Source organism: Amycolatopsis sp. Hca4 (genome assembly GCF_013364075.1).
Taxonomy (GTDB): Bacteria; Actinomycetota; Actinomycetes; order Mycobacteriales; family Pseudonocardiaceae; genus Amycolatopsis.
Genome location: NZ_CP054925.1, coordinates 4,780,766 through 4,807,473, shown reverse-complemented (window position 1 = coordinate 4,807,473; position 26,708 = coordinate 4,780,766). Strand labels below are relative to the sequence as shown.

Below are 26,708 nucleotides of genomic sequence, written 5' to 3'. Positions count from 1 at the left end.
GATTTGAGCGCGAGCAGGGTGGTGTCCTGGCCGGGTTTCCACAACACCCGGGACCTCGGCGGGCTGCCGGCGACGTCCGGGAAGACGACCCGGTTCGGTGCCTTCTTCCGGGCGGCGGACCTGCGGTTCGTCACCGAGGCGGGGTGGGCGCAGGCGCGTGCCGCCGGGGTCCGCACCGTCGTCGACCTCCGGAACGCCGACGAGATCCGGCCCGCGGCCGAACCCCGGACCGCGCAGGCGGGTTCGGCGCAGTTCACCGCGGACACCGCCGGGCCGGCCACCCCGGCCGGGATCGAACGGCTCGAAGTCCCGCTCGACGACGTCGACGACCTCGCGTTCTGGCAGCACATCAACGGCGCCGGGCTCAACGGCACGCCGCTCTACTACCCGGTCTTCCTCCGGCGGAAGGCCGGCCGCTGCGCCGCGGTCGTCAAGGCGATGGCCCACGCCGATTCCGGCGTGCTGTTCCACTGCGGCATGGGCCGGGACCGCACGGGCCTGGTGGCGCTCCTGCTGCTCGCACTGGCCGGCGTCGAACCCCGGGCGATCGCCGCCGACTACGCCCTGTCGGCCGAAGCCCTCGGGGATCTTGTCGCCGCGATGGGCGCCGACGACCAGGGGCCGGTCATCCGGGCCGCGCTCGCGAAGCACCGCACCACGGCCGAAGGGGCGGTGCTGGCGACGCTCGAGGAGTTCGACGTCGAGCGGTACCTGCTGGCCGCGGGTGTCACCGGGGGCGAACTGCGGGCCGTTCGCGCCCGGCTGGTGGGGTAGCGCGGTCCGGGCGGTCCCGGTGAGCGGTAACCGAGTTCGTTGAGAGGTCTGGACCAGCCGCGTATCGCTGTGTCTTAATCCAAGGCGTGAATTTTGGTCTCTCGACGAGGAGGACCCGGATGCGCCTCGGACGCAGGCTGGGCATCGGCGCGCTGGCCGTCGGGTTGCTGCTCGGCTCGGAAACCCCCGCGCTCGCCGGGAACGGCCCGGCCTACAAGGACTCCTGGCGCCCCGTCAAGGTGCGGGTGGCCGATCTGCTCTCGCGGATGTCGCTCGACGACAAGCTGGGCCAGATGATGCAGGCCGAACGGCTCGGGGTCGAAAGCCCGGCCGACGTCACCACCGGACGGCTCGGCTCGCTGCTCTCCGGCGGCAGCTCGCAGCCCACCCCGAACACGCCCGTCACCTGGGCCGACATGTACGACGGCTTCCAGAAGGCCGCGCTCGCCACGCCTCTGGGCATTCCGCTCATCTACGGCGTCGACGCCGTGCACGGCCACAACGGCCTCTACGGTGCCACGGTCTTCCCGCACAACATCGGCCTCGGCGCGACCCGCGACCCGGAACTCGTGCAACGCATCGGCCGCGCCACCGCCGAAGAGGTCTCCGGCACCGGGATCGACTGGGACTTCGCGCCCTGCCTGTGCGTCGCGCGCAACGATCGCTGGGGCCGGACCTACGAGTCCTTCGGCGAGGTCCCGCAGCTCGCCACGCAGATGGCGTCGATCATCACCGGGCTGCAGGGCACCAAGCTCGAGCGGCCGGGTTCGGTGCTCGCCACCGCCAAGCACTACGTCGGCGACGGCGGCACCACCGGCGGCGTCAACGAAGGCAACACCGAAATCAGCGAGCAGGAACTGCGCGCGATCCACCTGCCGCCGTTCCGGGCCGCCGTCCGGCGCGGGGTCGGGTCGGTGATGATCTCCTACAGCAGCTGGAACGGCGTCAAGATGCACGCCGGCTCGTACCTGATCAACGACGTCCTCAAGAAGGAGCTCGGCTTCACCGGGATCGTCGTCTCCGACTACAACGGCGTCGACAAGATCGACGGCAAGAGCGGGTTCACCCCCGACGAGGTCGAGGCCGCCATCAACGCCGGTATCGACATGGTGATGGTGCCCTTCGAGTGGCAGAAGTTCATCGACACGCTGCGGACGCTCGTCGAGCAGGGCCGCGTGCCGCTGAGCCGGATCGATGACGCCAACCGGCGCATCCTCACCAAGAAGTTCGAGCTCGGCCTGTTCGAGCACCCGCTGACCGACCGGCGGTTCCTGGCCACCATCGGCAGCAAGCCGCACCGCGACCTCGCCCGGCAGGCCGTGCGCGAATCCCAGGTGCTGCTCAAGAACGAGAATCACGTGCTGCCGCTTTCGCGGCGCAGCAAGATCTTCGTGGCCGGCAAGAGCGCGGACGACATCGGCAACCAGTCCGGCGGCTGGACCGTCGGCTGGCAGGGCACCAGCGGGCCCGTCATCCCCGGCACCACCATCCTGCAGGGCATCCGGAACAGCTCGGGCCAGGTGACCTACGCCAAGGACGGCACCGGGATCGACCGCAGCTACGACGTCGCCGTCGCGGTCGTGGGGGAGACGCCGTACGCCGAAGGCAAGGGCGACCGGCCGCAGGGGATGGGGCTGGACGCCACCGACCTCGCCACGCTGCAGAAGCTCAAGGACTCCGGCGTGCCGACCGTGGTCGTGCTCGTCTCCGGACGCCCGCTCGACATCGCCGCGCAGCTGCCGGACTGGGCCGGGCTCGTCGAGTCGTGGCTGCCGGGCAGCGAAGGGCAGGGCGTCGCCGATGTGCTCTTCGGCGACTACAACCCGACCGGCAAGCTGCCGGTGACCTGGATGCGCAGCGCCGACCAGCAGCCGATCAACGCCGGTGACGGCAAGCCCGCGCTGTTCCCGTTCGGGTTCGGCCTGCGGTACCCGCACCGCCCCTGGTGATTTCCGTCCCCCACCGGAAAGGTCCGCCCATGAGATCCCGCCGTCCGCTGATCCGGATCCTGGCGTTCTTCGCCGCCTGCCTGGGGCTTTCGCTCGGTGCCCCGGCGGTGCAGGCCGCGACGCCGTTCAAGGTCCTGGCCTTCTACAGCGGCACCTACGACGCCGCGCACATCAGTTTCGAAAAGGAGGCCAACGTCTGGTTCCCCCAGCAGGCGTCGGCCAACGGGTTCACCTACACCGCGACGACCGACTGGAACCGGCTCACGAGCCTGACGAAGTCCACGGCCGACGTCGTGCTGTTCCTCGACGACCAGCCGCAGTCGGCCGCCCAGTTCCAGGGTTTCCAGAACTACATGGCCAACGGCGGCGGGTTCTTCGGCTTCCACGTCACCGCCTACAACGACAGCTCGACGCCGTCCTACGCGAACTGGTTCCACAACGACTTCCTCGGCACCGGCCGGTTCACCTCGAACACGTGGGGCCCGACGCCGGAGACGCTGAAGATCGAGAACCGCACGCACCCGTCGACGGTGAACCTGCCGGCGACGATCCGGTCGTCGACGTCGGAGTGGTACGCCTGGCAGAACGACCTGCGCCAGAACGCCAACATCTCGATCCTGGCGTCGATGGACTCCTCGACGTTCCCGATCGGCACCGACCCGAACCAGACCTGGTACAGCGGCTACTACCCGATCGCGTGGACGAACAAGAACTACAAGATGCTCTACGCCAACTTCGGCCACAACGCGATGAACTACGACACGAACACCGCGCTGTCGTCGACGTTCGAGAGCGCCGACCAGAACCGGTTCGTGCTCGACGGCCTGAAGTGGCTCGGCGGCGGTTCGACCGGGCCGACCGACCCGGGCACGATCGACCCCGCGGCCTGGTACGCGGTGACGAACAAGGCGTCCGGCAAGTGCGTCGACGCCCGCGCGGCGGGCAGTGCGAACGGCACGGTGATCCAGCAGTACACGTGCAACGGCACCACGGCCCAGCAGTACCAGTTCGCCCCGACCAGCGGCGGCTACGACCGGATCAACAACCGCACGAACACCGCCCAGGTCATCGACGTGACCGACGTGTCGACGGCCGACAACGCCGGCCTGCAGCTGTGGTCCTACAGCGGCGGGAACAACCAGCAGTGGCAGCCGGTGTCGGAAGGCAGCGGTTACTACCACTTCGTCGTCCGCCACACGGGCAAGTGCCTGACCGTGCCGGGCTCGTCCACCGCGGACAGCGTCCAGCTGGTCCAGGCGGCCTGCAACGGCAGCGCCGCCCAGTCGTTCAAGGTCGCCTAGCGGGACCCGTGAGGGGCCACCTCCCGGGTGGCCCCTCACGGATCTCAGTCGCGCTCGATGAGGTGGCCCACCACGTCCGGGCCCGGGTGGGCGTGGCCCGAGCCGTCGCGGCGGACGTCGATCTCCGGGAGCTCCACCGGGTCGCCGTTGCGGGCCGCGCCTGCCGGGCGGGGGCCGATCCAGGCCACTCGCAACGCCGTCTCACCCTTGAGGAACCTCTGGGCCCGCACGCCCCCCGTCGCGCGGCCCTTGGCCGGGTACTCGCTGAACGGGGTCACCTTCACGCTCTGGCCCGTCGCCGTGATCACCAGTGGCTCGCCGTGCTCGTCGTCGTCCGTGCGGACCGCTCCGAAGAACACCACCGAGCCCGCGCCCACGTTCATGCCCGCCATGCCGCCGCCCTTGAGGCCCTGGGGGCGGACCAGCGAGGCCGCGTACTTCAGCAGTGACGCCTCCGACGACACGAACGCCAGCGTCTCCGAGCCGTCCGTCAGCCACGTGGCGCCGACGACCTCGTCGCCGTCCTTCAGCGAGATCACTTCGAACTCGTCCGAACGGACCGGCCACTCCGGCGAACAGATCTTCACCACACCCGCCCGGGTGCCGAGCGCCAGGCCCGGGGAGCCCGCCGCCTGCTCGCCCAGCGGGGCGATGCCGATCACCGTCTCGCCCTTCTCCAACGGCACCAGCTCGCGAGCCGCCATCCCGCCGCGCAGCGAGACCGTGCCCGCCTGCTCGGGCAGCACCGGCAGCGGCAGCACGTCCGTCTTGAACGCGCGGCCGCGGCTGGTCACCAGCAGCACCTGCCCGCGCGCGGTCGTGTGGACCACGGCGGCCACGGCGTCGTGCTTCACACGGCCGTTGCGGCGGCGCGTCTCGGTCGCCTCTTCGGACTCGGCCGCGGTGCGCGCCACCAGCCCGGTCGCCGAGAGGATCACCTGGCAGGGATCGTCCGCGACCTCGAGGGGCCCGGACGGCTTCGACGCGGCCAGGACCTCCTTCAGGTCGCCGTCGATCAGGGCGGTGCGGCGCTCGGTCGGGAAGTCCTTCGCGATCTTCGCCAGCTCCGCAGAAACGAGCTTCTTCAGCACCGACTCGTCGTCGAGGATCTTGGACAGCTCCGCGATCTCCTCGCGCAGCCGCTCCTGCTCCGACTCGAGTTCGAGGCGGTCGTACTTCGTGAGCCGGCGCAGCGGGGTGTCGAGGATGTAGGTCGCCTGGATCTCCGACAGCTTGAAGCGCGTCATCAGGCCGTCCTTCGCCGCCTGCGCGTTCTCGCTTTCGCGGATCAGCCGGATCACCTTGTCGATGTTCAGCAGGGCGATCAGCAGGCCGTCGACCAGGTGCAGCCGCTCCTCGCGCTTGCGGCGGCGGTACTTCGTGCGCCGGGTGACGACGTCGTAGCGGTGCCGGAGGAAGACCTCGAGGAGTTCCTTCAGGCCCAGGGTCTGCGGCTGGCCGTCGACGAGGACCAGGTTGTTGATGCCGAACGACTGCTCCAGCGGCGTCAGCCGGTAGAGGTCGGCCAGCAGGGCCTGCGGGTTGACGCCGACCTTGCACTCGATGACCAGCCGGGTGCCGTTCTCGCGGTCGGTGAGGTCCTTGACGTCGGCGATGCCGGTGAGCCGCTTGGACTTGTTGACCTCGTCGGTGATCTTCTCGATCACCTTCTCCGGGCCGACGCCGTAGGGCAGCTCGGTGACGGTGATCGCCTGCCGCCCGCGGCTGCCTTCCAGGGGCCCGGTTTCGACGTTCGCGCGCATCCGGACCACGCCGCGGCCGGTCTCGTAGGCGCGGCGGACCTCGTCCAGGCCCAGCAGCTTGCCGCCGGTGGGCAGATCCGGGCCGGGGACGAACTCCATCAGCTTGTCGAGCGTCGCCGACGGGTGCGTGATCAGCCACCGCGCCGCGGCGATGACCTCGCCGAGGTTGTGCGGGATCATGTTGGTCGCCATCCCGACCGCGATCCCGGACGTGCCGTTGACCAGCAGGTTCGGGAACGCGGCGGGCAGCACGGACGGCTCTTCGAGCGAGCCGTCGTAGTTGGGCCGGAAGTCGACGGTGTCCTCGCCGAGCTCGCCGACCAGCTGCATCGCCTCGGGCGACATGCGGGCTTCGGTGTACCGCGAGGCGGCCGGACCATCGTCTGGGCTACCAAAATTGCCGTGCCCGTCGATGAGCGGGACGTTCAGCGAGAAGTCCTGGGCCAGCCGCACCATCGCGTCGTAGATCGCGACGTCACCGTGCGGGTGGTACTTGCCCATCACGTCACCGACCACGCGGGACGACTTCACGTACGCGTGCGTCGGCCGGTAGCCGTTCTCGTTCATCGAGTACAGGATCCGGCGGTGGACCGGCTTCAGCCCGTCCCGCGCGTCCGGGAGGGCGCGCGAGTGGATGACCGAGTACGCGTACTCCAGGTAGGAGTCTTCGATCTCGGTCTTCAGCGAGTTGTCGAAGACGTGCGCACCCGGGGAGTCGAACGCGCTGGGATCGACCTTGGTGGTGGTGCCCTTGCGGCGTGCCACGGCAGAACTCCTTGGTAGCTAAGAAAATTAAGCGTCGATGGCTTCGCGGTCGATCCGGTCCGATGAGGCGACCAGCCAGTTGCGCCGGGGCTCGACCTTCTCGCCCATCAGCAGCTCCAGCGCGCCTTCGGCGGCTTCGACGTCGTCCATGGTGATCCGGCGGACCGAGCGGGTGGCCGGGTTCATCGTGGTCTCCCACAGCTCGTCGGCGTCCATCTCGCCGAGACCCTTGAACCGCGGCACCGGGGTGACGATGCTCTTGCCCGCCCGCTCCAGCTCGGCGAACTTCGTCTCCATCTCCTGCTGGGTGTACGTGAAGTGCGTTTCCGGGTTGCGGCCCTTCGTGACGAGCTTGTGCAACGGCGGCATGGCCGCGTACAGCCTGCCGTCCTCGATCACCGGGCGCATGTACTTCGCGAACAGCGTGATCAGCAGGGTGCGGATGTGCGAACCGTCGACATCGGCGTCGGCCATCAGGATCACCCGGCCGTAGCGCATGGTCGACAGGTCGAACGTGCGGCCGGTGCCCGCGCCGAGGACCTGCACGATCGACGCGATCTCGGCGTTCTTCAGCGTGTCGCCCAGCGACGCCTTCTGCACGTTCAGGATCTTGCCGCGCAGCGGCAGCAGCGCCTGGTACTCCGACACGCGCGCCATCCGCGCCGACCCCAGCGCGCTGTCGCCCTCGACCAGGAACAGCTCGGAACGGGAGACGCCGGTGGTGCGGCAGTCGACCAGCTTCGGCGGCATCGCCGCGCCCTCCAGCGCGGTCTTGCGCCGGGCGGCGTCCTTCTGCTGCTTCTGGGTGAGCCGCACGCGCGAGGCGTCGACGACCTTCTGCAGCACGACCTTGGCCTCGGACTTCGTCTTGCGATCCTCGGTCCAGGCCTTGACGTGCTTGTCGACGATGCCCTGCAGCACGCGGGTGATCCCGGCGGTGGACAGCTCGTCCTTGGTCTGCGAGGTGAACTGCGGCTCCGGCAGCCGGACGTGGATCACGGCCGTCATGCCCTCGAGGACGTCCTCCAGGGTCGGCATGTCCTCCTTGGGCTTGAGCAGCCCGCGGGTCTTGGAGATGGCCTCCTGCAACGCCTTCGTCACCGCGCGGTCGAAGCCGCGGCGGTGGGTGCCGCCGTGCACGTTGCGGATCGTGTTGGTGAAGCACTCGACCGTGCGCTCGTAGCCGGTGCCCCAGCGCAGCGCCACCTCGACCTCGGCGTGCCGCTCCACATTGGACTGCATGACGCCCGCGGCGTCGGCCGCGTTCTCCTTGTACGTGCCTTCGCCGGTGATCAGCAGCGTGCCGCAGACCGGCTTCTCGCCCGACGGGGTGAGGAAGTCGACCATGTCGGCCAGGCCGTGCGGGAAGTGAAACGTCTCTTCGTTGATCGTGTCTTCGATCGCCGTGCGCAGCACGTACGTGACGCCCGGGACGAGGAACGCGGTGTTGCGCAGCTTCGTGCGCACGCCTTCGACGTCGAGCGCCGCGCCGGACTCGAAGTAGCGCGCGTCGTACCAGTAGCGGATCGACGTGCCGCTGCGCTCGCCGCGCTTCATCTTGCCGGCGACGTTCAGCCCGGACCGGCGGGTGAACTTCGCCTTCGGGCCCGGCGCGTCGAACGTGCCCGGCACGCCGTGCTTGAACGACATCTGGTGGACCTTGCCGTCCTGCTTCACCGTGACGTCGAAGCGGTGCGACAGCGCGTTGACCGCCGAAGCGCCGACGCCGTGCAGGCCGCCGGAGGTCTTGTAGCCGGAGCCGCCGAACTTGCCGCCGGCGTGCAGCCGGGTCAGCACCAGCTCGACGCCGGACAAACCGGACTTGGCGTGGGTGCCGGTCGGGATGCCGCGGCCGTCGTCGTCGACCTGGACGCTGCCGTCGGCGTGCAGTGTGACGACGATCTTGGTCGCGTAGCCCGCGACCCCCTCGTCCGTGGAGTTGTCCACCACCTCGGAGAAGAGGTGGTTGATGCCCCGGCTGTCGGTGGAGCCGATGTACATCCCGGGTCGTTTGCGGACGGCTTCGAGACCCTCGAGATGCGTCAGGTCGTCGGCCCCGTACAAGGTCTCGGCAGTCACAGGGTCGTTCTCCCGGATCGTGGCTCGCGAAAGTGCTGGTGGTGGTGCGGACTCGCCTGCACCGTAGTGCAGGATATCCGCCGACCCCGACAACTTTCGCGCGCTGCCCTCCCCGGAGTGGCGGGCGCCGCCTCCTAGCGGGGGTCGTAGCCCAGGTCGGGCCACAGGCCCAGCAGGGCTTCGATCTTCCGCGGGACCTGGAAGCTGTTCCGGAAGTTCGGCTTCTCGCCGATCGCGGCGAGGGCCTTGCGGAGGTCGCCGAAGGCCGGCCTGGCGCCCGACTGCCGGGTCAGGACGTAGCAGTACGTGCGCCGCGGGTAGGCGAACTCGTCGATGTGCGCCTGCAGGACGAGACCGGGTGCCTCGATGCGGGACCCGACGAGGGGACGGCCCTGCTTCTGGCTGTAGACGGGGATCACGTGCACGCCCGCGCGGAGCGTGCGCGGCGGGTCCTGGCCCTGGCCGTCGTCGGCCCAGAGCAGCTCGACCCGGAACGGCGATTCGCCGTTTTCGCCGGGGTGGTTGTACTCGCGCTGCAGCTCTTCGAGCCGGTACTCGGCCTCGGCGGACGGCTCGCCGCCTTCGACGAGGCTGACCAGGTACAGCTCGGCCGGGCGCGGCCAGGCCGGCCGCGGCACGTCGGTGGCCTCGGGAGCTTCGGGGGCCGCGGCTTCGGGCTCGGCCGCAACCGGTTCCGCTGCCGCGGGCTCGGTGGTGGCCGGGGTTTCGGGCCGCGCCGCGGGCGAGCCGGCTTCGGCGGCCGCGTGCTCCGCGCCCGGTTGCGCCGGGCGGGCGGGGTCGGCGGGCGATGGCACCGGGGAACCGGTTGCGGAGGTGCCCGGCGCGGTGGTGGCGCCCGCGGCGGGGGTGCCGGGCACACCGGGGCGGACCGGTGAAGCGGGCGGGGTGGCCGGGCGCACCGGCGACGGCGCGGGCGCGGCCGGGCGCACCGGCGAGGGCGGCGGCGTCGCGGCCGCGGGCCGGACCGGCGTCGCCGGGCGGCTGGTCACCACCGGCCGGGCGGGCGCGGCGGCGGACCGGGTGGGCGTCGCCGGGCGGGCCGTGACCGGCTTGCCGGCGCCGTACTGCTCCAGGAGCGGCTCCAGGTCACCGGCGGTCAGCGACGGGCCGGCGAGGTCGCACCACTCGAGCCAGGCCTCCTGGGCCTCCTCGACGGTGTGCCGCTCGTGGGAGAGGGTGACGGCCTCGAACAGCTGCCGCGGGCCGGCCGCGGTGACGTCGGCCGAGCCGACCACCACGAAGGACGGGTCGTCCTCCGCGATCACCAGCTTGGCGTTCAGCCCCCGCAGCGAGTGCACGATCACACCCGCCTTGACCCAGTGCAGCAGCGCGTGCGGGCTCGTCGCGCCGGACAGCACGGTGTCCAGGCTGGCGTCCGTGATCAGCGTGTCGCCGGGTTGCAAGGGCAGCAGGGCCGCCGCGCCGGGCCCGACGTGACCGAAGGCGGCCACCAGGTTCCGGCGCGGGGCGAGCAAGGGGGTGATCGAGGCCCAGATGTCGCGACCGGCGAGTAGTCGTACCGAACGTTCTGCCAAACCCAGCCGAGCGAGCTCCGCGTCCATGTCCTTGACCTTAGCCGGTGCCCCCAGTGCGCTTGTCGGCCGGAATATCTCTTGCTTGGAAGTAGTTGAACGCGCATGTAAGATGGTGCTCGCGAAGGGAGCAGGTCATGCAGTTCGGAATCTTCACGGTGGGCGACGTCACGACCGATCCCACGAACGGAACCACGCCGACGGAACACGAGCGGATCAAGGCGATGGTCCGCATCGCGCTCAAGGCGGAGGAGGTCGGCCTCGACGTCTTCGCGACCGGTGAGCACCACAACCCGCCGTTCGTCCCGTCGTCCCCGACGACGATGCTCGGCTACATCGCGGCGCAGACGTCCAAGCTCGTCCTGTCCACGTCGACGACCCTGATCACCACGAACGACCCGGTGAAGATCGCCGAGGACTTCGCGATGCTGCAGCACCTCGCCGACGGCCGCGTCGACCTGATGATGGGCCGCGGCAACACCGGCCCGGTCTACCCGTGGTTCGGCCAGGACATCCGCCAGGGCATCCCGCTGGCCATCGAGAACTACGCGCTGCTGCGCAAGCTGTGGCGCGAGGACGTCGTCGACTGGCAGGGCAAGTTCCGCACCCCGCTGCAGGGCTTCACCTCGACCCCGCGGCCGCTGGACGACGTCCCGCCGTTCGTCTGGCACGGCTCGATCCGCAGCCCGGAGATCGCCGAGCAGGCCGCCTACTACGGTGACGGCTTCTTCGCCAACCACATCTTCTGGCCGAAGGAGCACTTCCAGCAGCTGATCTCCTTCTACCGCCAGCGGTTCGAGCACTACGGCCACGGCTCGGCGGACCAGGCGATCGTCGGCCTCGGCGGCCAGGCGTTCATCCGGCCCAAGTCCCAGGACGCGTGGAACGAGTTCCGGCCGTACTTCGACAACGCCCCGGTGTACGGGCACGGCCCGTCGCTGGAGGAGTTCACCGACCAGACCCCGCTGACCGTCGGCAGCCCGCAGGAGGTCATCGACAAGACGCTGACCTTCCGCGAGCACTTCGGCGACTACCAGCGCCAGCTGTTCCTGCTGGACCACGCCGGCCTGCCGCTGAAGACCGTGCTGGAGCAGCTCGACCTGCTCGGCGAGCAGGTGGTCCCGGTGCTGCGCAAGGAACTGGACGCGATGCGCCCGGCGCACGTCCCGGACGCGCCGACGCACGAATCCCTGAAGGCGGCGGCTTCGGCCGCAGTGGAGGCGACAGTATGAAGCTCGCAGTGGTGACGGCGGGGCTTTCGGTGCCCTCGTCGACCCGCCTGCTGGCGGACCGCCTGGCCGCGGCGACGGTCGCCGCGGCCGGGTCCCCGGTCGAGGTTTCCGTGGTGGAGCTGCGGGACATCGCACTCGACATCACGAAGAACCTGCTGACCGGCTTCCCGAGCCCGGAACTGCGCACGGCCATCGAGACGGTGACCGGCGCGGACGCGGTGATCGCGGTGACACCGGTGTTCACGGCCGGCTACAGCGGCCTGTTCAAGTCGTTCTTCGACGTGCTGGACACCGATTCCCTGGTGGGCACGCCGGTGCTGCTCGCGGCGACCGGTGGCACGGAACGGCATTCGCTGGTGCTCGACTACCAGCTGCGGCCGCTGTTCGGTTACCTGAAAGCGGATCCGGTCGCGACGGGCGTGTACGCGGCTTCGTCCGACTGGGGCAGTGGCGAGGCTTCGGGGGCGTTGCAACGGCGGATCGAGAAGGCGGGCGCGGAGCTGGCTTCGGCCGCCGAGGGGCGGGTGGCCGCTCCGAAGGAGCCGGACTTCGTTCCGTTCGAACAGCTACTGGCGCAGTAGCCGCCCGTCAGCGGTGGTGGACGCGGTACCGCAGGTGGGTGACGCCGGCCCCGGCCACCACCTCGGTCCGCTCCAGGTCGAACTTCCCGGTGCCGGGATCCCCGAAGTAGCGCACGCCTTCGCCGAGCAGCACCGGCACCAGGTCGATCCGCAGCTCGTCGAGCAGCCCGAGGCGCAGGCACTGCTGGGCGATCGACGGCCCGGACACGCCGACCGTCCCGTCGCCGGCCGCCTTGGCGCGGTCGATCGCGCTCTCGACGTCCGCGCAGAACGTGAAGGCCGCCAAGTGGTCCGCGGGCCAGCCGGTGGGCGGCGGTCGGTGCGTCACGACGAACGCCGCGCCGCCGCCCGGCGGCCTGCCGCCCCAGCCGTGGGTGTACTCGAAGACGCGGCGGCCGCAGACGAACGCGCTGTGGCGCATCGAATCGAGGAAGTCGCTCAGGTATTCCGCGCTGGCGGGGGCCACGCGGAACGTCATCGGGTAGCCGATCATCGGCACCTCGACGTCCCCGGCCCGGTACCAGTCGAAGAGCGGTCCGACGCTGTCGTCGGGCCGCGCCGCGAACCCGTCCAGCGACATGCAGAAGCTCGCCACCACTCCCGGCATGAGCCGCACCTCTCTTGCAACCATCTGGTTTATCAACCTTTTAGTTGAATATAGGCCGCCTGTCAGGACGGGTGCCGAAAGTAGGGGGCGGTGCCCGCCCTCCGGCAGCAGCCGCCGGGGGTGGCCCGCGCCTACTTTTCCCGGCATGATCAGGCTTCTCCTCGTCCTCGCGGCCCTCCTGCCTGCCACCCCGGCCCCGGCGCACGCGGCGGCCCCGCCGGATATCGACGGGTACGTCCGCGCCTACCTCGACCACACCGGCCTCCCGGGTGCCGCGATCGCCGTCACCCACAACGGTGACGTCGTCCGCGTCGCCGGCTACGGCCACGACGCGGCGGGCGCCCCGATCACCGCGTCGACCCGGCTCCCGATCGCGTCGCTGAGCAAGTCCATGACCGCCTTCGCGGCCCTGCAGCTGGCCGAAACCCACCGGCTCGACCTCGACGAACCGGTGACGCGGTACCTCCCGGACTTCCGGCTCGCCGACCCCCGCGGCGCGAAGATCACCGTCCGGATGCTGCTGGACCAGACGTCCGGGATGGCCGACTCGGCGTTCCCCGACCTGAAGCTGCCGCAGCCGCACAGCCTCACCGAGGCCGTCACCCGGCTGAAGGACGCGCGGCTGGCCAGCGAGCCGGGCGCGGAGTTCCACTACCACAACCCGAACTACGAGGTGGCCGCGCGGATCGTCGAGGTCGTGGCCGGGCAGCCGTTCGCGGAGTACCTGAAGACGCGGCTGTTCGCCCCGCTCGGGATGACGGCGAGCACCACGGTGGACACCCCGCCCGCCGGGGCCGAGGGGTACGTGCGGGCCTTCGGGATCGAGCTGCCGGTGTCCGAACCGGACTGGTTCACCGGGGGCAGCCACGGCGTGCTCACCACCGCGGAGGACCTGGCGAAGTGGCTGCGCGCGCAGCAGGACGGCGGCGGGGTGCTGAGCCCGGCGTCGGTCCGGAGCGCCCACACGCCCGCGCCCGGCCGCGACTACGCGCTCGGCTGGCGCGTCCGGGACGGGCGGGCGTCCCACACCGGCGACTGGTTCTCCCACACCGCGGCGCAGGTGCTGCTGCCCGGCGGGTACGCCGTCGCCGTGGTGGCGAACACCGGCCTGTCCTTGGACAACGAAGCGGAACTGCTGGCCCAGGACCTGGCGAGCGTCCTGGAAGGCGGGTCTCCGGAGCCTTCGCTGCCCGCCGGGGTCGTGGCCGACCGGGTACTCGGCGCGCCGGCACTGGCCGCGGTGGGCCTGGCGGTGCTCGGCGTGCGCCGGGCCCGGAAGCGGCACTGGTGGCGGCTCGTGCCGCCGCTGCTGCCGCTCGTCCCGCTGGTGTTCCTGCCCGAGCTGCTCGGATGGGTATTCGCCGGACGGCGGGGTACCTACGCCCAGGTGCTCTACGTCTGGCCGGGGCTCGTGGTCTCGCTCGGCGTCGTCGCGCTGGCGGGCCTGATCGTGGCCGTGGCCAGGGCGCGGGCCCTCGTGAGTGGCACGCGAGGCCGGGACCAGGAAGAATCGGGTGAAACGAGGGGAGACGCCCAGTGGGCATCGGCAAGCAGGCGAAGCGGATCCTGATCACGGTGGCGGGTGTGATCCTGCTGGTGGTCGGGGTGGTGCTGCTCGTCCTCCCCGGCCCGGGGCTGCTGTTGGTGCTCGCCGGGCTCCTGCTGCTGGCCTCGGAGTTCCCGGCGCTCGAGCGGTACGTCGACCCGGTCCGCGACCGCGCGATGAAGGCGGCCGAGGACAGCGTGTCCTCACCGCTGCGGATCGCCGGCTCGGTGCTGGCCGGCCTGGCCCTGCTGGCGGCGGGGATCGTGTGGGGCACGGTGAAGTCGCTGCCCTTCAGCGGCTGGAGCACCGGGTCGAGCTTGATCCTGTCGTCGGTGATCCTGTTCGCGCTGCTGATCTGGAGCTACCGGCGGGTGAAGGGACGGCGGGAGGCCGCCAGTCACAGCTGAGAACCGTGACGTCGATCGCCTGCTGCAGCGCCGGTCCGGCGTCCCGGTCGAGGTAGTCCGACGGGCAGACGTCGAGACGGCCCGGCCCGGCCGGCTTGGTCGGCTCGCGGGGCTGGTCCTCCGGCCGTGGTCGGCTTTCGCGCCGATGGGCGCGTCGCCGGCCGGGTCGGCAAAGCTCTTCTTCGGCTGCGCCGAGTCGACCTACGACCACGACTTCGACTGGATCGACGTGAGCTGCGTGGCCGAGGCCGGCACCGCCGTCCCGGCCGGCAGCAGCGCCGCGGTGGCGGCGAGAACGCCCACTCTGGCTGGCAAAACCGATCTTCGAGAGCCCACGAGGCTCACCCCGGCAAACGTGTGGCCCGGGGACCGCGATCGCGGTCCCCGGGCCGAGCACGCACCGGCGAGGTTCCCGGTTGCCCTACTTCCCGCTGGAGTACAGCGCGCTCACGTCCGCGTCGGACAGTGCCCGGTCGTAGACGTGGACCTGGTCGACCGCGCCGTTGAGGAAGTCGACCGGGCCGCCGCCGTACTTGCCGCGGCCGATCACCGTGTGGCCCGTCGAGGCGTCACCGAGGCAGACGCTCTTCGTCGCCACCGGCTGGCCGTCGACGTACAGCTTGAGCGTGCCCGCGGCCGCGTCGCGGACGCCGACCACGTGGTACCAGCGGTTCGCCTCCGGGGCGGTGGGCGCCAGGGCCCGCGTGCCCACGAAGCTCATCGCCAGCCGGTGGTCCTGGCCCGAGTACTGCAGGAAGAACGCGCTGTTGCTGTCGCCGTCCTGGCTGACGATCGTCTGGAAGCCGTCGCCGACCGCGTTGAACTTGACCCACGCGGCCGCGCTGTAGCTGCCTTCGGTGTTCACCAGTGCGGCGCCGGTGTCGGCGAACTGGCCGGAACCGTTGGTGGCCAACGCCGAACCGCTCTTGCCCGCGGTCCAGGACGCGCCGCCGACGAGCGTGGCGTCGTGGCTGCCGGCGACGTCCTTCGCCACCGTGCCCGCGTTCTCGTCGAACGGGTACGCGGCGATCCCGTCGATCCCGGGTGTTCCGGCGGGAACGGACGGCCCGGGAGCCGGGGTGCCGGTGGCGCCCTTGATCACCGCGAGGTTCGCCGCGCGGACCGCCGCGAAGTCCATCTTCTTCACCTGCCGGTCGTAGGTGAAGAAGCCGTTGACCTCCTTCTCGACGTCGGTGGTCTGCGTGTAGACACCCGCGGACACCCCGCACCGCTGGGCGACCAGCAGCAGGCGCTGCTGCAGTTCGCCGTAGCGCCGGGTCAGCGTCGCGCTGTCGGGCTCCATCTCGTAGGCGAAGCTGCCCGCCGCGTCGAACTCGTGGCCGGCGACCTTGAGGCCGAGACCGCCGTACTCGCCGTCGACCGCCGCGCGGGTCCCGGACTGCGCCGGCGTCCCGGGGCCGGTGTAGGTGTGGTCGTCGTAGATGTCACCGCGGCCGCTGTCCGGTTCGGACCGGCAGCAGTTGACGCCGGATTCCGCGTTCACCAGCCGCGAGGGGTCCCACGACTTGACCTCGTCGGCGATACGGCCGACCTCGTAGTCGCCCCAGCCCTCGTTGAACGGCACCCACGTGACGATCGACGGGAAGCTGCGGTGCTGGTCGATCATCCGCTTCATCTCGGACTCGTAGTTGACCCGCGACGCCGCGGACGGCTCGACGTCGTCCTTCATCGCCGGCATGTCCTGCCAGACCAGGAGCCCGAGCTTGTCGGCGTAGTAGTACCAGCGGTCCGGCTCGACCTTGATGTGCTTGCGCACCATGTTGAAGCCGAGCGCCTTCTCCTGCTCCAGGTCGAACTTCAGGGCCGCGTCGGTCGGCGCGGTGTAGATGCCGTCCGGCCAGAAGCCCTGGTCGAGCGGGCCGACCTGCATGACGAACTTGCCGTTGAGCAGCATCCGCTGCTTGCCGTCGGCGGTCTTGCCGAGGCCGATCGTGCGCAGCCCGAAGTACGAGCCGACCTCGTCGCCCGACGGGATGAGCTTGACCCGCAGGTCGTAGAGGAACGGGTCGTCCGGCGACCACAGGTGCGGCCGGTCCACCTTGAGCTTCAACGGCTGGTTGGCGTCACCGCTCACCCGCCCGACCGGGCGGCCGTGGTCGTAGGCCACCGCTTCGACGCGCTGCTTCACCGGCCCGCCGACCACCGCGGTCACCGTCACCGAACCGAGGTCCGGCGTGACGTCCAGCCGGTCGATGCGCGCGGACGCCACCGGTTCCATCCAGACGGTCTGCCAGATGCCCGAAGACGGTGTGTAGAAGATGCCGTCCCCGGGTTGGCGCTGCTTGCCGATCGGCTGCCCGCCCTGGTCGTTCGGGTCGGCGACGCCGACCACGACCTCCTGGGTCTTCGCAGTGGTCAGTGCGTCGGTGACGTCGACGGACCAGGCGTCGTAGCCGCCGGTGTGGCGGCCGACGGTCTTGCCGTTGACGATCACGGTGGCGTCGTAGTCGACGGCCTGGAAGTGCAGCAGCAGCCGCTGGCCGCTCTTGCCGACCTGCCAGGTCTTCGGGACCTCGAAGGTGCGGCGGTACCACATGTTCGTTTCGTGGCGCATGATCCCGGACAGCGCGGACTCGACCGGGTAGGGCACGAGGATGCGCTCTCCCAGCGTCTTGCCGACGGGCGCGGCTTCACCCGTGGTCGCCTTGGCGAACTCCCAGACGCCGTTGAGGTTCTGCCACTTCTCGCGGGTCAGCTGCGGTCTCGGGTAGTCCGGCAGGGCGTTGGCGGGGGAGACGTCGTTCGTCCACGGGGTGGACAGCGGCGGGGTGAGCCGCTGCCACTGGGGCGGGGATGCGGCGTGCGCGGCGGGGACCGCGAGTCCGGTCACGGCCAGTGCCAGCACGGCGGCCAGGCGGGCAGGGCGGAACATCGTCGAACCTCCTGGTAGGGGACAGGGGTCAGCGGGTGCGGGAGCGCGCGAGCAGGCGCTGGATGACCACGACGACGAGCAGGAAGGCGCCGCTCACCACGGTCTGGTAGTTGGAGTCGAGGGTGCCGATCTGGTTGATGACGTTCTGGATCAGCGTGCGCAGCAGCACGCCGACGAGCGTGCCGATGACGGTGCCGGCCCCGCCGGTGAGCAGCGTGCCGCCGATGACGACGACGGAGATCGCGTCGAGTTCGGTGCCGACGCCGATCACCGTGACGCCGGACTGCAGGTACGCGGCGGTGAGGATGCCCGCGAAGCCGGCGAGGGCGCCGCTGAGCGTGTAGAGGCTGATCTTGGTGCGGGCCACCGGGAGGCCCATCAGCACGGCCGACTGCTCGGCGCCGCCGATGGCGAACACGGACTGGCCGAAGCGGGTGCGCCGCAGCAGCAGGCCGCCGAGGGCGAACAGGACGAGCGTCAGGTACACCGGGACGCCGACACCGAAGACGGTGCCCTGGCCCAGCCAGAGGAACGCCGAGCCGGGGTCCACTTTGTACGTCGTCGCGCCCTCGGAGGTCAGGGCCAGCAGCAGTCCCCTGGCGAACAGCAGCGACGCCAGCGTGACGATGAACGGCGCCATCCCGGTGCGGGCGATGAGCAGGCCGTTGACGAACCCGATCAGCGAGCACACCGCCAGCGGCAGCAGGATCGCGACGACCAGCCCGTACTGGGCGCCGTACGCGGCGAGGACGCCGCCGAGCGCGTAGTTGGAGCCGACCGAGAGGTCGATGCCGCCGGAGATGATCACGAACGTCATCCCGAGCGCGATCACGGCGAGGAACGAGCCCTGCAGCACCAGGTTGCGCAGGTTGTCCGCGGTGCCGAAGTGCGGGAACGCGAACCACGCCACGGCCATGCCGAGGACGAGCACGACGGCCGCGCCCTGGCGTTGCAGGACCCCGGCGAAGGCGGCGCGCGAGGCCTGGGTCTGGGTCGCGGTCATTTGCTGCTCCGCTCACGTGCGACGTAGACCGCGACGACGATGATGGCCGCCTGGACCATCTGCGCGGTCGAGTCGGGCAGGTTGTGCTTGATCAGGGTGGCCTGGACGAGCTGCATGAGCAGCGCGCCGAACACGGTGCCGAGGACGCGGACCCGGCCGCCGGTCAGCGGGGTGCCGCCGACGACGACCGCGGTGATCGCCGACAGCTCCATCAGCAGGCCGACGTCGCTCGGGTCGCTGGCGGCCAGCCGCGAAGTCGCCAGCACGCCGGCGATCGCCGCCAGTGCCCCGGAGATCACGTAGACGCTGACGAGCACGCGTTTCACGGGCAATCCGGCCAGGGTGCTCGCGGCGCGGTTGCCGCCGATGGCGACCAGGTGCCGCCCGAACGTCGTGCGCTGCACGACGAGCCCGGCGAGCACGGACAGCACGCCCGCGACGATGACCATGATCGGCACGCCGAAGAGGTCGCCGGTGCCCAGCTCCAGGAAGTCCCGGTTGTGCAGCTGGACGAGCTGGCCGTGGGCGATCACGAGCGCGAGCCCGCGGCCGCCGACCAGCAAGGCCAAGGTCGCGATGATCGGCTGGATCCCCAGGTAGGCCACCAGGTAGCCGCTGAACAGGCCGGAGACGATCCCGGCGATGACGGCGACGATGACCGCCATCAGCGGACCCGCGCCGAGGTAGAGCGGGATGAGCGCGGCGGCGATCGACATCACCGAGCCGACCGACAGGTCGATGCCCTCGGTACCGATCACCAGCGCCATGCCGAGCGCGACGATGCAGACCGGCGCCGCCTGCACCAGCTGGGTGCGGAAGTTGGCCGCGGACAGGAAGTTCTCGGTGAAGACCACGTTGAACAGCAGCAGCACGACGACGGCCAGGTAGACGCCGTAGTTCTGCAGCCACGCGGTGACCTTCGCGCGGTCCGGGGTTCTGGTCAGGGTGGCGCTAGACATCGTTGTCACCCTCGGTGGCGATCGCGGTCAGGACGTTCTCCTCGGTGATGCGGTCGCCGGTCAGCTCGCCGACGACCGAGCCGTCGCGCAGCACGACCACGCGGTCGGAGCCGTCGATCAGCTCTTCGAGTTCGGACGAGATGAGCAGCACGCCGAGCCCTTCCTGCGCGAGTTCGTCGATCAGCGCCTGCACCTCGGCCTTCGCGCCGACGTCGATGCCGCGGGTCGGCTCGTCCAGCAGCAGGATCTTCGGGCCGGTGGCGAGCCAGCGGGCCAGCAGCACCTTCTGCTGGTTGCCGCCGGAGAGCTCCGACACCTTCTGCTCGGGACTGGCCGCCTTGATCCGCAGGCGCTCCATGAAGATCTTCACGATCTTGTCCTGTTTGGCCTTGCTGACCAGGCCGAACGGCGAGAGCGTCGGCAGCGCGGCGAGCACGATGTTCTCGCGGACCGACAGGTTCGGGATGATCCCGTCGGTCTTGCGGTCCTCGGCCAGCAGTGCGATCCCGGCCCGCATGGCGGCCTTGATCTTGCCCTTCTTGAGCGGTTTCCCGGCCAGCAGCACGCTGCCGCCGTCGAGCGGGAACGCGCCGACGATGGCCCGCGCGGTCTCGCTGCGGCCGGAGCCGAGGAGGCCGGCCAGTCCGACGACCTCGCCGGGCCGGATGCTCACCGAGACGTCGTGCAGCTTCCGCAGGCCACTGAGGTGCTCCGCCTTGAGCAGCGGCTCGCGCTCGACGTCGTGCTCCTCGCCGAACGCCGTGACACCTTCCTCGCGGATCTGCCTGATCTCCCGGCCGAGCATCAGCGAGACGAGCTCGATGCGCGGCAGCGGCTTCAGCGGTCCACTGTGGACGACCCGGCCGTCGCGCAGCACGGTGACGCTGTCGCACACCCGGTACAGCTCGTCCATCCGGTGGCTGACGTAGACGATCGCGATGCCCTGCGCGTGCAGCCGGTTCAGCACCTCGAAGAGCGTCTCGACCTCGCGCGGCTCGAGCGACGACGTCGGTTCGTCCATGATGACGACCTTGGCGTCGGTCGAGACCGCGCGGGCGAGGGCGACCATCTGCTGCGCGCCGACACCGAGGGTGTGCAGCGGCCGCTTGACGTCGTCGTCGATGCCGTAGCCCTTGAGCAGCTCGCGGGCGTCGGCGTACATCTTCGACCAGTCCACCAGGCCCGCGCGGGTGCGCGGCTCGCGGCCGAGAAAGACGTTGCCGGCGATGCTCATCAGCGGGACGAGGTTGACCTCCTGGTAGATCGTGGAGATCCCGGCCCGCTGCGCGTCGATCGGCCGCTTGAACGCCACCGGCTCGCCGAGGTGGCGCACCTCGCCCTCGTCGGGCCGGTAGACGCCGGTGAGCACCTTGATCAGGGTGGACTTGCCGGCGCCGTTCTCGCCGACCAGGGCGTGCACCTCGCCCGGCGCCAGCGCGAAGCTGACGTCGTCGAGCGCGAGGGTGCCGGGGAACCGCTTGGTCACCCCGGCCACCTCGAGCACCGGTGCGGTCCTCACTTCGGTGGTGGCCGTCACTGGTAGGAGTTCCCCACCTTCTGGGCCGCGTTGGTCTCGTCGTACTGGTCGTCGGTGATGACGATGCTCGCCGGGATCGGCTCGCCGTTCTCGAACTTCTGCAGCGTCTGGAAGGCCAGCGGGCCGAAGCGCGGGTTCGACTCGATCACGGCGTTGTAGCTGCCGTCGACGATGAGCTGCACGGCGTTGCGGGTGCCGTCGATGGAGACGATCTTGACGTCCTTGCCCGGCGTCTTGCCCGCCGTCTTGAGTGCGTTGACCGCGCCGACGCCCATCTCGTCGTTTTCGGCGTAGACGGCGGTGATGTCCGGGTGGCTCTGGATCAGCTGCTCCATCACGGCCTGGCCCTTGGACCGGTCGAACTCGCCGGTCTGCTCGGCGACCACGGACAGGCCGGGCGTCTTCGCGAGCTCGTCCTTGAAGCCCTTGGTCCGGTCGGTGGTCACGTTGTTGCCCGACGAGCCGAGCAGGATCGCGACCTTGCCGGTGCCACCGGTGGACTTCACCATCGCCTGCGCCGCGCGCTTGCCCTGTTCGACGAAGTTCGAGCCGATGAAGGTCAGGTAGTCGCTGCACGGCTGCGACGTCACCTTGCGGTCGATGGTGACGACGGGGACCTTCTTGGCCTTCGCCGCGTCGAGGGCGGGCTGGAGGCCGTCGGAGTTCAGCGGCGCGACGATCAGCAGCTGGGCACCGCGGTCGAGCATCGACTTGATGTCGCTGATCTGCCGGTTGAGGTCGCTCTGGGCGTTGGTGACGAGCAGCTTGTCGCTCGCGATGCCGAGCTTGGCGGCTTCGTCGCGGATGGACTGCGTCTCGGTGATCCGGAAGGGGTTGGCCTCCTTTTCGGACTGGGAGAAACCCACCACCGCGGTCTTCAGGTCGACCTTGGGGTAACCGGTCTTCTCGAGCGTGCAGCCGTCGGCGGACGGCGCGGCGGACTGGGCGGAGGCGGCAGGCCCGGCGCCACTGGCGGGGGCCGCGGGGGTTTCTTCCCTGCTCGTGCAGGAGGTGAGGGTCAGCGCGGCGGCGGCTGCGGTGACCAAGACCAGTCGGGGGCGGGAGGACAAGAGCACGGTGACTCCTCGGGCAGCGTCGTCGGTGGCCCGCTCGCCGGGGTGATCGGAGTCACCACGGGAGCCTTGGGGTACTTTTTACATCGTTGGAACAACGTTGTAAACCGGCAGCGGCTCGCTACACTTCGTGCTCACTCTCTGAAGGGACCGCCCGTGACCGTGACGCTCAAGGACGTCGCCACGCTTGCCGGAGTGTCGGTGAAGACGGTGTCGAACGTCGTGAACGGCTACGCCTTCGTCAAGCCGGAAAACCGGCGGCGCGTCGAGGAAGCCCTGGCGGCGACCGGGTACCGGCCGAACGTCGGGGCCCGCAACCTCCGCCGCGGCCGGACCGGGTTCCTGGCGCTGATGGTGCCGGAGCTGTCGATCCCGTACTTCGGCGAGCTGGCCGGCCTGGTCATCACGGCGGCCCAGAAGCGCGGCTGGAGCGTCCTGATCGAACAGACCCAGGGCACGCGGTCACGGGAGCGGGAGACCCTTTCGTCGCTGGGGCCGCACCTGGTCGACGGCGCGCTGGTGCACCCGGAAGCCTTGGAGGCGGCGGACTTCCCGGCCGACCCGGGCGGGATCCCGCTGGTCATGCTGGGCGAGCACGCGGTGGACGTGCCGATCGACCACGTGGCGATCGACAACGTCCTGGCGGCGCGCACGGCGGTGTCGCACCTGGCCTCGCTGGGCCGCACCCGCGTCGCGGCGATCGGGCGGAACCCGTCCCGCGGGACGTCGTCCCAGCGGCTGGCCGGTTACCGGGCCGCGCTGGACGCGGCCGGCTTGTCCTATTCGGACGCTCTGGTGGCCCCGGCGGAGAAGTGGCACCGCTCGGTGGGCGCGGCGGCGATGAAATCGTTGCTGGCCCTGCCTTCGCCGCCGGACGCGGTGTTCTGCTTCAACGACCTGCTGGCCATCGGCGCCCTGCGCGCGGTGGCCGAACTCGGGCTGCGCGTGCCGGAGGACGTGGCGATCGTCGGGTTCGACAACAACGAAGAGAGCGCATTCTCACTGCCCTCGCTGACGACGATCGCGCCGGACAAGACGGCGCTGGCGGAGGCCGCGGTGGACCTCGTGCACCGGCGGATCACCGGGGACAAGACGTCCCCGCCGCAGGACATCCAGACCCCGTTCGCCTTGGAGATCCGCGAAAGCACCCGCGGCCGCTGACCCCACCGGACGACACGCGTACCCAGCCGGACGACACGCGTACCCAGCCGGACGACACGCGTACCCAGCCGGACGACACGCGTACCCAGCCGGACGACACGCGTACCCAGCCGGACGACACGCGTACCTGGACGGACGACACGCGTACCTGGACGGTCGGCCTGCGTACCTGGACGGTCGGCTCGTGGTCCGACTCCCCAGGTACGCAAGCCGACCCTTCCGGTACGCAGGCCGACTCTCCGGGTACGCGGGCCGACCCTTCGGGTTCGCGGGCGGCGTTCCGGGCGGGCTAGCGGGAGGGCCAGTGCCAGGAGGGGCGGTCGAGGCGGCCCTGGCCGGTCACCTTCGTCTCGCCGTACTCCTTCTCCAACTCCACCGTGCCCACGTCCGTCACCGCCGCCAGTGCGCGGATCAGGGGCTGGGCGTGGGACACCACCACCAGCTGGGTCTCCTTCGCCGCCGTCGCGATCAGCGATGCCAGTGCCGGGAGGAGGTCCGGGTGGAGGCTCGTCTCGGGCTCGTTCAGCACCAGCAGCTCCGGCGGGCGCGGGGTCAGCAGGGCCGCCACCCACAGCAGGAACCGGAGTGTCCCGTCCGAGAGCTCCGCCGCCGAGAGCGGCCGCAGCAGGCCGTGCTGGCGGAACTCGACCGACAGCAGGCCGTCCTCGGAGCGCCGCACCTCCACCGTCGAGTCCGGGAAGGCCGCGTCGACCACTTCCGCCAGCTCCGCGGCCCGGCCCACCTCGATGATCGTCTGCAGCGCCGCCGCCAGGTCGGCGCCGTCGTGGGCCAGCACCGGGGTGCGGGTGCCGATGCGGGACTGGCGGGCCGGGGCGTCGATGTCGGTGCGGAAGTGGTCGTAGAACCGCCACGACCGGATGCGTTCGCGCAGCACCAGCAGTTCCGGGCAGGCCCGTGGATCGGCGAACTCGCTCAACATGCTGTCGGTCAGCCGGATCTTGAACCGCTCGTCGCCCCACGACCCGGAGGCCACGCGGGTGCGCACCGACGGGCCCGCCCGGTCCGCCAGCAACGCCGACGGCCGCAGGACCGGCCCCGACCACACCGCTTCCCGCTTGAACTCCGGGTCGAGGTTGAACAGCGTCGCGCCCGGCACCGGCAGCCCGAGGTCGAGCGCGTAGCCGAACTCGTCGCCCGCGAAGCCGAGCCGGAGCCCGACGGCCTTCGTGTGCACTTTGCCCTGTACCCGCGTGGTGCCCCGCCGGACGCCGTTCTCCGGGCCGGCCCACAGCGTCGAGGGCAGGCCGCCCTCCCGCGCCAGTGCCGCCACGGCACCGTTGCGGGAGGCGTCCGCCAGCAGCCGCAGCGCCCGGTACAGGCTCGATTTGCCGCTGCCGTTCGGCCCGGTGACGACGGTCAGCCCGGACAGCGGGAGGACCAGGTCACGCAGTGAGCGGTAGTTCGCGACGGCGAGCGTGGTGAGCATGCCGCCGAACCTATCCGGTTCGGCGGCGCCCGAGCGGGCCCGGCCGCCGGCGTCGGCCGGTGGTCGGCCCGCTGCGGTGACCGGACGTGCTACCGGACCGGCATCGTCACTTCGTAGACGCGGGTCGCGGCCTTGCGGGCGCCGGTGAAGCCGTTGGCCCACAGGGATTCCACCTGTGACGCCTCGGTCGCGTTCGGATTGGCGTTGGTGCACGACGGGCCGGGGCCACCACCCGACATCAGCTCCGAGCACGGGCCTTCGTAGTGGTCCGGCAGGCCGAGCGCGTGGCCGGTTTCGTGGGCCGCGATGCGGGTCTGGTCGTACTGCCCGGCCTGGGTGTAGTCGATGAAGATGGTGCCGCTGCCGTGGCCGTCGGTCTGGGCGTACGAGCCGCGCGGGTCGTTGCCCTCGGTGTAGTGCAGCGAAGCGCCCGAGGAGCTCTCCTGGAGCTTGACGTTCGACACCGCCGCGTTCCAGTTGGCCGCGCCCGCGTTGATCACCGCGCGGAAGCTGGGGGCGTCCGAGGTGTCGTAGTAGACGATCGTGGCCGCCTTCGGGGCCGCGGAGGCCGGGCCGGCCGTCAGCGGGGTCGCGATCATGGCCAGAGCGACGGCGGCACCGGGCAGCAGGTACTTCCTGGACATCGGGACGACTCCTTGCCGTGGGGAATTTACCGGGTCTGCGCGCGCTGGGTGTCGAACTTACGGAATCGCCCGGCGTTTGTGACCCGACTTTCGTACGGCTTGGGGTCGTTCGGCTCAGCCGACCGGCTCGGCCAGCGGGACGTCGTCCTCGCCGAGCCACGATCCGCGCCACGCCAGATCGGTCGCGGCCAGCGGTTTCCCGCAGCTGTCGCACTTCGGGCCCGGCCGGGTGGGCTGCCCGCAGCGGGAGTGGACCAACGTCGTCGGCCCGGCGTCCGAGGAGGTGTGGGTGTGTCCCCACGTGCCGAGCGCGTGCAGCACCGGCAGGGCGTCCAAGCCGGCCTGCGTCAGGCGGTACTCGTGCCGGGTCCGGCCGCCGTCGCGGTAGGGGAGCCTGGTCAGCAGGCCGCGGTCGACGAGCTTGGCCAGCCGGGTGGTCAGCACGTTGTCGGCGATGCCGAGCTGGCTGCGGAAGTCCTCGAACCGGGTGGTGCCGGCGGTGGCGTCGCGCAGGATCAGCAGCGTCCACGGCTCGCCGAGGACGTCGGCGGCGCGGGCGATCGGGCAGGCGGCGTCCGCCCAGGTGATGCGACGGCTCATCGTGTGATCCCTTCGAGCTGACTTGCTTGGAGCAAGTTTACGCCGTACTGTCGGCTTCAGCTAGCTTGCAACGAGCAAGCCAGGTGCGAGAGGAGTTCGTCATGGACATCACGGGTGCGGTCGCGCTGGTCACCGGGGCCAACCGGGGTCTCGGCCGCCGGTTCGCCGCGGAGCTGCTGGAGCGCGGCGCGGCCAAGGTGTACGCCGCCGCGCGGAACCCCGAGTCGATCGACCTGCCGGGCGTGGTCCCGCTGCGGCTCGACGTGACCGACCCGGAGTCGATCCGGGAAGCCGCGAAGACCGCCGGCGACGTCACGCTGCTGGTGAACAACGCCGGTTCGTCGACCGGGGCGTCGCTGCTCGGCGGGTCCCTCGAGGACATCCGGCTGGAGATGGACACGCACTACTTCGGCACCCTGGCCGTGACGCGTGAGTTCGCGCCGGTCCTCGAGCGCAACGGCGGCGGCGCGGTGCTCAACGTGCTCTCGGTGCTTTCCTGGTTCACCGCGCCCCATGTCGCGGCGTATTCCGCGGCGAAGTCGGCGGCCTGGTCGCTGACCAACGCGCTGCGGCTGGAGCTCGCGCCGCAGAAGACGCAGGTGACGGCGCTGCACGTCGGGTACATGGACACCGACATGGCCAAGCACGTCGACGGCCCGAAGGTCGACCCGGCCCTGGTGGCGAAGCTGGCGCTGGACGGCGTCGAAGAAGGCCGCTTCGAGGTGCTCGCCGACGACGTGAGCCGGAACGTGCGGGCCGGGCTCGCCGGCGATCTCCCCGCGCTGTACCCCGCGCTGGTTTCCTGAACGGTTTTCCGGACCCCGGAATACCGGC

21 protein-coding genes are annotated in these 26,708 nt (G+C 70.6%); 9 read left to right on the top strand and 12 right to left on the bottom strand.

Annotation, left to right across the window (positions count from 1 at the left end):
* Positions 1 to 21: 21 nt before the first annotated feature.
* From HUT10_RS20875 to HUT10_RS20865, 3 genes are all read left to right on the top strand, one after another.
* Complete coding sequence (locus HUT10_RS20875; RefSeq protein WP_176172770.1) at positions 22 to 774, top strand: tyrosine-protein phosphatase; 753 nt, start codon at positions 22 to 24, stop codon at positions 772 to 774.
* Between the two features lie 119 nt (positions 775 to 893).
* On the top strand, positions 894 to 2,723 hold the full coding sequence (locus HUT10_RS20870) for a glycoside hydrolase family 3 N-terminal domain-containing protein (RefSeq protein ID WP_176172769.1): 1,830 nt from the start codon (positions 894 to 896) through the stop codon (positions 2,721 to 2,723).
* Positions 2,724 to 2,752: 29 nt separating this feature from the next.
* Positions 2,753 to 4,024, top strand: coding sequence for an RICIN domain-containing protein (locus HUT10_RS20865; protein ID WP_176172768.1), 1,272 nt, complete (start codon positions 2,753 to 2,755; stop codon positions 4,022 to 4,024).
* 44 nt (positions 4,025 to 4,068) lie between these two features.
* On the opposite strand, the gene HUT10_RS20860 is transcribed toward HUT10_RS20865, so the two are convergent.
* From HUT10_RS20860 to HUT10_RS20850, 3 genes are all read right to left on the bottom strand, one after another.
* Positions 4,069 to 6,552 carry a DNA topoisomerase (ATP-hydrolyzing) subunit A gene (locus HUT10_RS20860; protein WP_176172767.1) on the bottom strand — a complete coding sequence of 828 codons (2,484 nt, stop codon included), beginning with the start codon at positions 6,550 to 6,552 and terminating at the stop codon, positions 4,069 to 4,071.
* A 27-nt stretch (positions 6,553 to 6,579) separates the two neighbouring features.
* Positions 6,580 to 8,631, bottom strand: a complete 2,052-nt coding sequence (locus HUT10_RS20855) for a type IIA DNA topoisomerase subunit B (protein ID WP_176172766.1) — start codon at positions 8,629 to 8,631, stop codon at positions 6,580 to 6,582.
* 134 nt (positions 8,632 to 8,765) lie between these two features.
* On the bottom strand, positions 8,766 to 10,214 hold the full coding sequence (locus tag HUT10_RS20850) for a hypothetical protein (RefSeq protein WP_176172765.1): 1,449 nt from the start codon (positions 10,212 to 10,214) through the stop codon (positions 8,766 to 8,768).
* Between the two features lie 107 nt (positions 10,215 to 10,321).
* On the opposite strand from HUT10_RS20850, the gene HUT10_RS20845 reads away from it, so the two are divergent.
* Positions 10,322 to 11,416 carry an LLM class flavin-dependent oxidoreductase gene (locus HUT10_RS20845; RefSeq protein ID WP_176172764.1) on the top strand — a complete coding sequence of 365 codons (1,095 nt, stop codon included), beginning with the start codon at positions 10,322 to 10,324 and terminating at the stop codon, positions 11,414 to 11,416.
* Positions 11,413 to 11,997 carry an FMN reductase gene (locus HUT10_RS20840; protein ID WP_176172763.1) on the top strand — a complete coding sequence of 195 codons (585 nt, stop codon included), beginning with the start codon at positions 11,413 to 11,415 and terminating at the stop codon, positions 11,995 to 11,997. Before HUT10_RS20845 ends, HUT10_RS20840 begins: the two co-directional genes overlap by 4 nt.
* A gap of 7 nt (positions 11,998 to 12,004) precedes the next feature.
* Here HUT10_RS20840 and HUT10_RS20835 read toward each other — a convergent pair whose 3' ends face one another.
* Positions 12,005 to 12,604, bottom strand: a complete 600-nt coding sequence (locus HUT10_RS20835; RefSeq protein WP_176172762.1) for a dihydrofolate reductase family protein — start codon at positions 12,602 to 12,604, stop codon at positions 12,005 to 12,007.
* Positions 12,605 to 12,749: 145 nt separating this feature from the next.
* Between HUT10_RS20835 and HUT10_RS20830 the strand changes: the two genes are divergently transcribed.
* Both HUT10_RS20830 and HUT10_RS20825 read left to right on the top strand, forming a co-directional pair.
* Positions 12,750 to 14,174, top strand: a complete 1,425-nt coding sequence (locus HUT10_RS20830; protein WP_176172761.1) for a serine hydrolase — start codon at positions 12,750 to 12,752, stop codon at positions 14,172 to 14,174.
* Positions 14,141 to 14,557 carry a PGPGW domain-containing protein gene (locus tag HUT10_RS20825; protein ID WP_176172760.1) on the top strand — a complete coding sequence of 139 codons (417 nt, stop codon included), beginning with the start codon at positions 14,141 to 14,143 and terminating at the stop codon, positions 14,555 to 14,557. The genes HUT10_RS20830 and HUT10_RS20825 overlap by 34 nt, the downstream gene beginning before the upstream one ends.
* Before the next feature lie 421 nt (positions 14,558 to 14,978).
* On the opposite strand, the gene HUT10_RS20820 is transcribed toward HUT10_RS20825, so the two are convergent.
* Genes HUT10_RS20820 through HUT10_RS20800 form a run of 5 tightly spaced genes read right to left on the bottom strand, consistent with a single transcriptional unit; the run spans position 14,979 to position 22,025 of the window.
* Complete coding sequence (locus HUT10_RS20820) at positions 14,979 to 17,450, bottom strand: LamG-like jellyroll fold domain-containing protein (protein ID WP_176172759.1); 2,472 nt, start codon at positions 17,448 to 17,450, stop codon at positions 14,979 to 14,981.
* A 28-nt stretch (positions 17,451 to 17,478) separates the two neighbouring features.
* Positions 17,479 to 18,453 (bottom strand): ABC transporter permease, encoded by a 975-nt coding sequence (locus HUT10_RS20815; RefSeq protein WP_176172758.1) that lies wholly within the window; start codon positions 18,451 to 18,453, stop codon positions 17,479 to 17,481.
* Complete coding sequence (locus HUT10_RS20810) at positions 18,450 to 19,412, bottom strand: ABC transporter permease (protein ID WP_176172757.1); 963 nt, start codon at positions 19,410 to 19,412, stop codon at positions 18,450 to 18,452. The genes HUT10_RS20815 and HUT10_RS20810 overlap by 4 nt, the downstream gene beginning before the upstream one ends.
* On the bottom strand, positions 19,405 to 20,949 hold the full coding sequence (locus tag HUT10_RS20805; RefSeq protein ID WP_176172756.1) for a sugar ABC transporter ATP-binding protein: 1,545 nt from the start codon (positions 20,947 to 20,949) through the stop codon (positions 19,405 to 19,407). Before HUT10_RS20805 ends, HUT10_RS20810 begins: the two co-directional genes overlap by 8 nt.
* Positions 20,946 to 22,025: an ABC transporter substrate-binding protein gene (locus HUT10_RS20800; protein ID WP_176172755.1), complete on the bottom strand. Its 1,080-nt coding sequence runs from the start codon at positions 22,023 to 22,025 to the stop codon at positions 20,946 to 20,948. The genes HUT10_RS20805 and HUT10_RS20800 overlap by 4 nt, the downstream gene beginning before the upstream one ends.
* A gap of 153 nt (positions 22,026 to 22,178) precedes the next feature.
* Between HUT10_RS20800 and HUT10_RS20795 the strand changes: the two genes are divergently transcribed.
* Positions 22,179 to 23,183, top strand: coding sequence for a LacI family DNA-binding transcriptional regulator (locus HUT10_RS20795; protein WP_176172754.1), 1,005 nt, complete (start codon positions 22,179 to 22,181; stop codon positions 23,181 to 23,183).
* Positions 23,184 to 23,472: 289 nt separating this feature from the next.
* Here HUT10_RS20795 and HUT10_RS20790 read toward each other — a convergent pair whose 3' ends face one another.
* The 3 genes from HUT10_RS20790 to HUT10_RS20780 form a co-directional block, all read right to left on the bottom strand.
* Entirely contained in the window at positions 23,473 to 24,630 is a 1,158-nt protein-coding gene (locus HUT10_RS20790) for an AAA family ATPase (RefSeq protein ID WP_176172753.1), read from the bottom strand.
* Between the two features lie 89 nt (positions 24,631 to 24,719).
* A complete protein-coding gene (locus tag HUT10_RS20785; protein ID WP_176172752.1) occupies positions 24,720 to 25,274 on the bottom strand; it encodes a snapalysin family zinc-dependent metalloprotease in 555 nt (184 codons plus the stop codon).
* 114 nt (positions 25,275 to 25,388) lie between these two features.
* Positions 25,389 to 25,874: a winged helix-turn-helix transcriptional regulator gene (locus HUT10_RS20780; RefSeq protein WP_176172751.1), complete on the bottom strand. Its 486-nt coding sequence runs from the start codon at positions 25,872 to 25,874 to the stop codon at positions 25,389 to 25,391.
* A gap of 101 nt (positions 25,875 to 25,975) precedes the next feature.
* Between HUT10_RS20780 and HUT10_RS20775 the strand changes: the two genes are divergently transcribed.
* Positions 25,976 to 26,680 carry an SDR family oxidoreductase gene (locus HUT10_RS20775; RefSeq protein WP_176172750.1) on the top strand — a complete coding sequence of 235 codons (705 nt, stop codon included), beginning with the start codon at positions 25,976 to 25,978 and terminating at the stop codon, positions 26,678 to 26,680.
* The last annotated feature ends 28 nt before the right edge of the window (positions 26,681 to 26,708 follow it).

Excerpts from the sequence above, each read along its gene's own strand:
- HUT10_RS20845 (WP_176172764.1), top strand. The coding sequence starts at position 10,322 with ATGCAGTTCGGAATCTTCACGGTGGGCGACGTCACGACCGATCCCACG.
- HUT10_RS20820 (WP_176172759.1), bottom strand. The coding sequence starts at position 17,450 with ATGTTCCGCCCTGCCCGCCTGGCCGCCGTGCTGGCACTGGCCGTGACC.
- HUT10_RS20810 (WP_176172757.1), bottom strand. The coding sequence starts at position 19,412 with ATGTCTAGCGCCACCCTGACCAGAACCCCGGACCGCGCGAAGGTCACC.
- HUT10_RS20865 (WP_176172768.1), top strand. The coding sequence starts at position 2,753 with ATGAGATCCCGCCGTCCGCTGATCCGGATCCTGGCGTTCTTCGCCGCC.
- HUT10_RS20830 (WP_176172761.1), top strand. The coding sequence starts at position 12,750 with ATGATCAGGCTTCTCCTCGTCCTCGCGGCCCTCCTGCCTGCCACCCCG.
- HUT10_RS20840 (WP_176172763.1), top strand. The coding sequence starts at position 11,413 with ATGAAGCTCGCAGTGGTGACGGCGGGGCTTTCGGTGCCCTCGTCGACC.
- HUT10_RS20785 (WP_176172752.1), bottom strand. The coding sequence starts at position 25,274 with ATGTCCAGGAAGTACCTGCTGCCCGGTGCCGCCGTCGCTCTGGCCATG.
- HUT10_RS20870 (WP_176172769.1), top strand. The coding sequence starts at position 894 with ATGCGCCTCGGACGCAGGCTGGGCATCGGCGCGCTGGCCGTCGGGTTG.
- HUT10_RS20775 (WP_176172750.1), top strand. The coding sequence starts at position 25,976 with ATGGACATCACGGGTGCGGTCGCGCTGGTCACCGGGGCCAACCGGGGT.
- HUT10_RS20815 (WP_176172758.1), bottom strand. The coding sequence starts at position 18,453 with ATGACCGCGACCCAGACCCAGGCCTCGCGCGCCGCCTTCGCCGGGGTC.
- HUT10_RS20790 (WP_176172753.1), bottom strand. The coding sequence starts at position 24,630 with ATGCTCACCACGCTCGCCGTCGCGAACTACCGCTCACTGCGTGACCTG.
- HUT10_RS20850 (WP_176172765.1), bottom strand. The coding sequence starts at position 10,214 with ATGGACGCGGAGCTCGCTCGGCTGGGTTTGGCAGAACGTTCGGTACGA.
- HUT10_RS20780 (WP_176172751.1), bottom strand. The coding sequence starts at position 25,874 with ATGAGCCGTCGCATCACCTGGGCGGACGCCGCCTGCCCGATCGCCCGC.
- HUT10_RS20835 (WP_176172762.1), bottom strand. The coding sequence starts at position 12,604 with ATGCCGGGAGTGGTGGCGAGCTTCTGCATGTCGCTGGACGGGTTCGCG.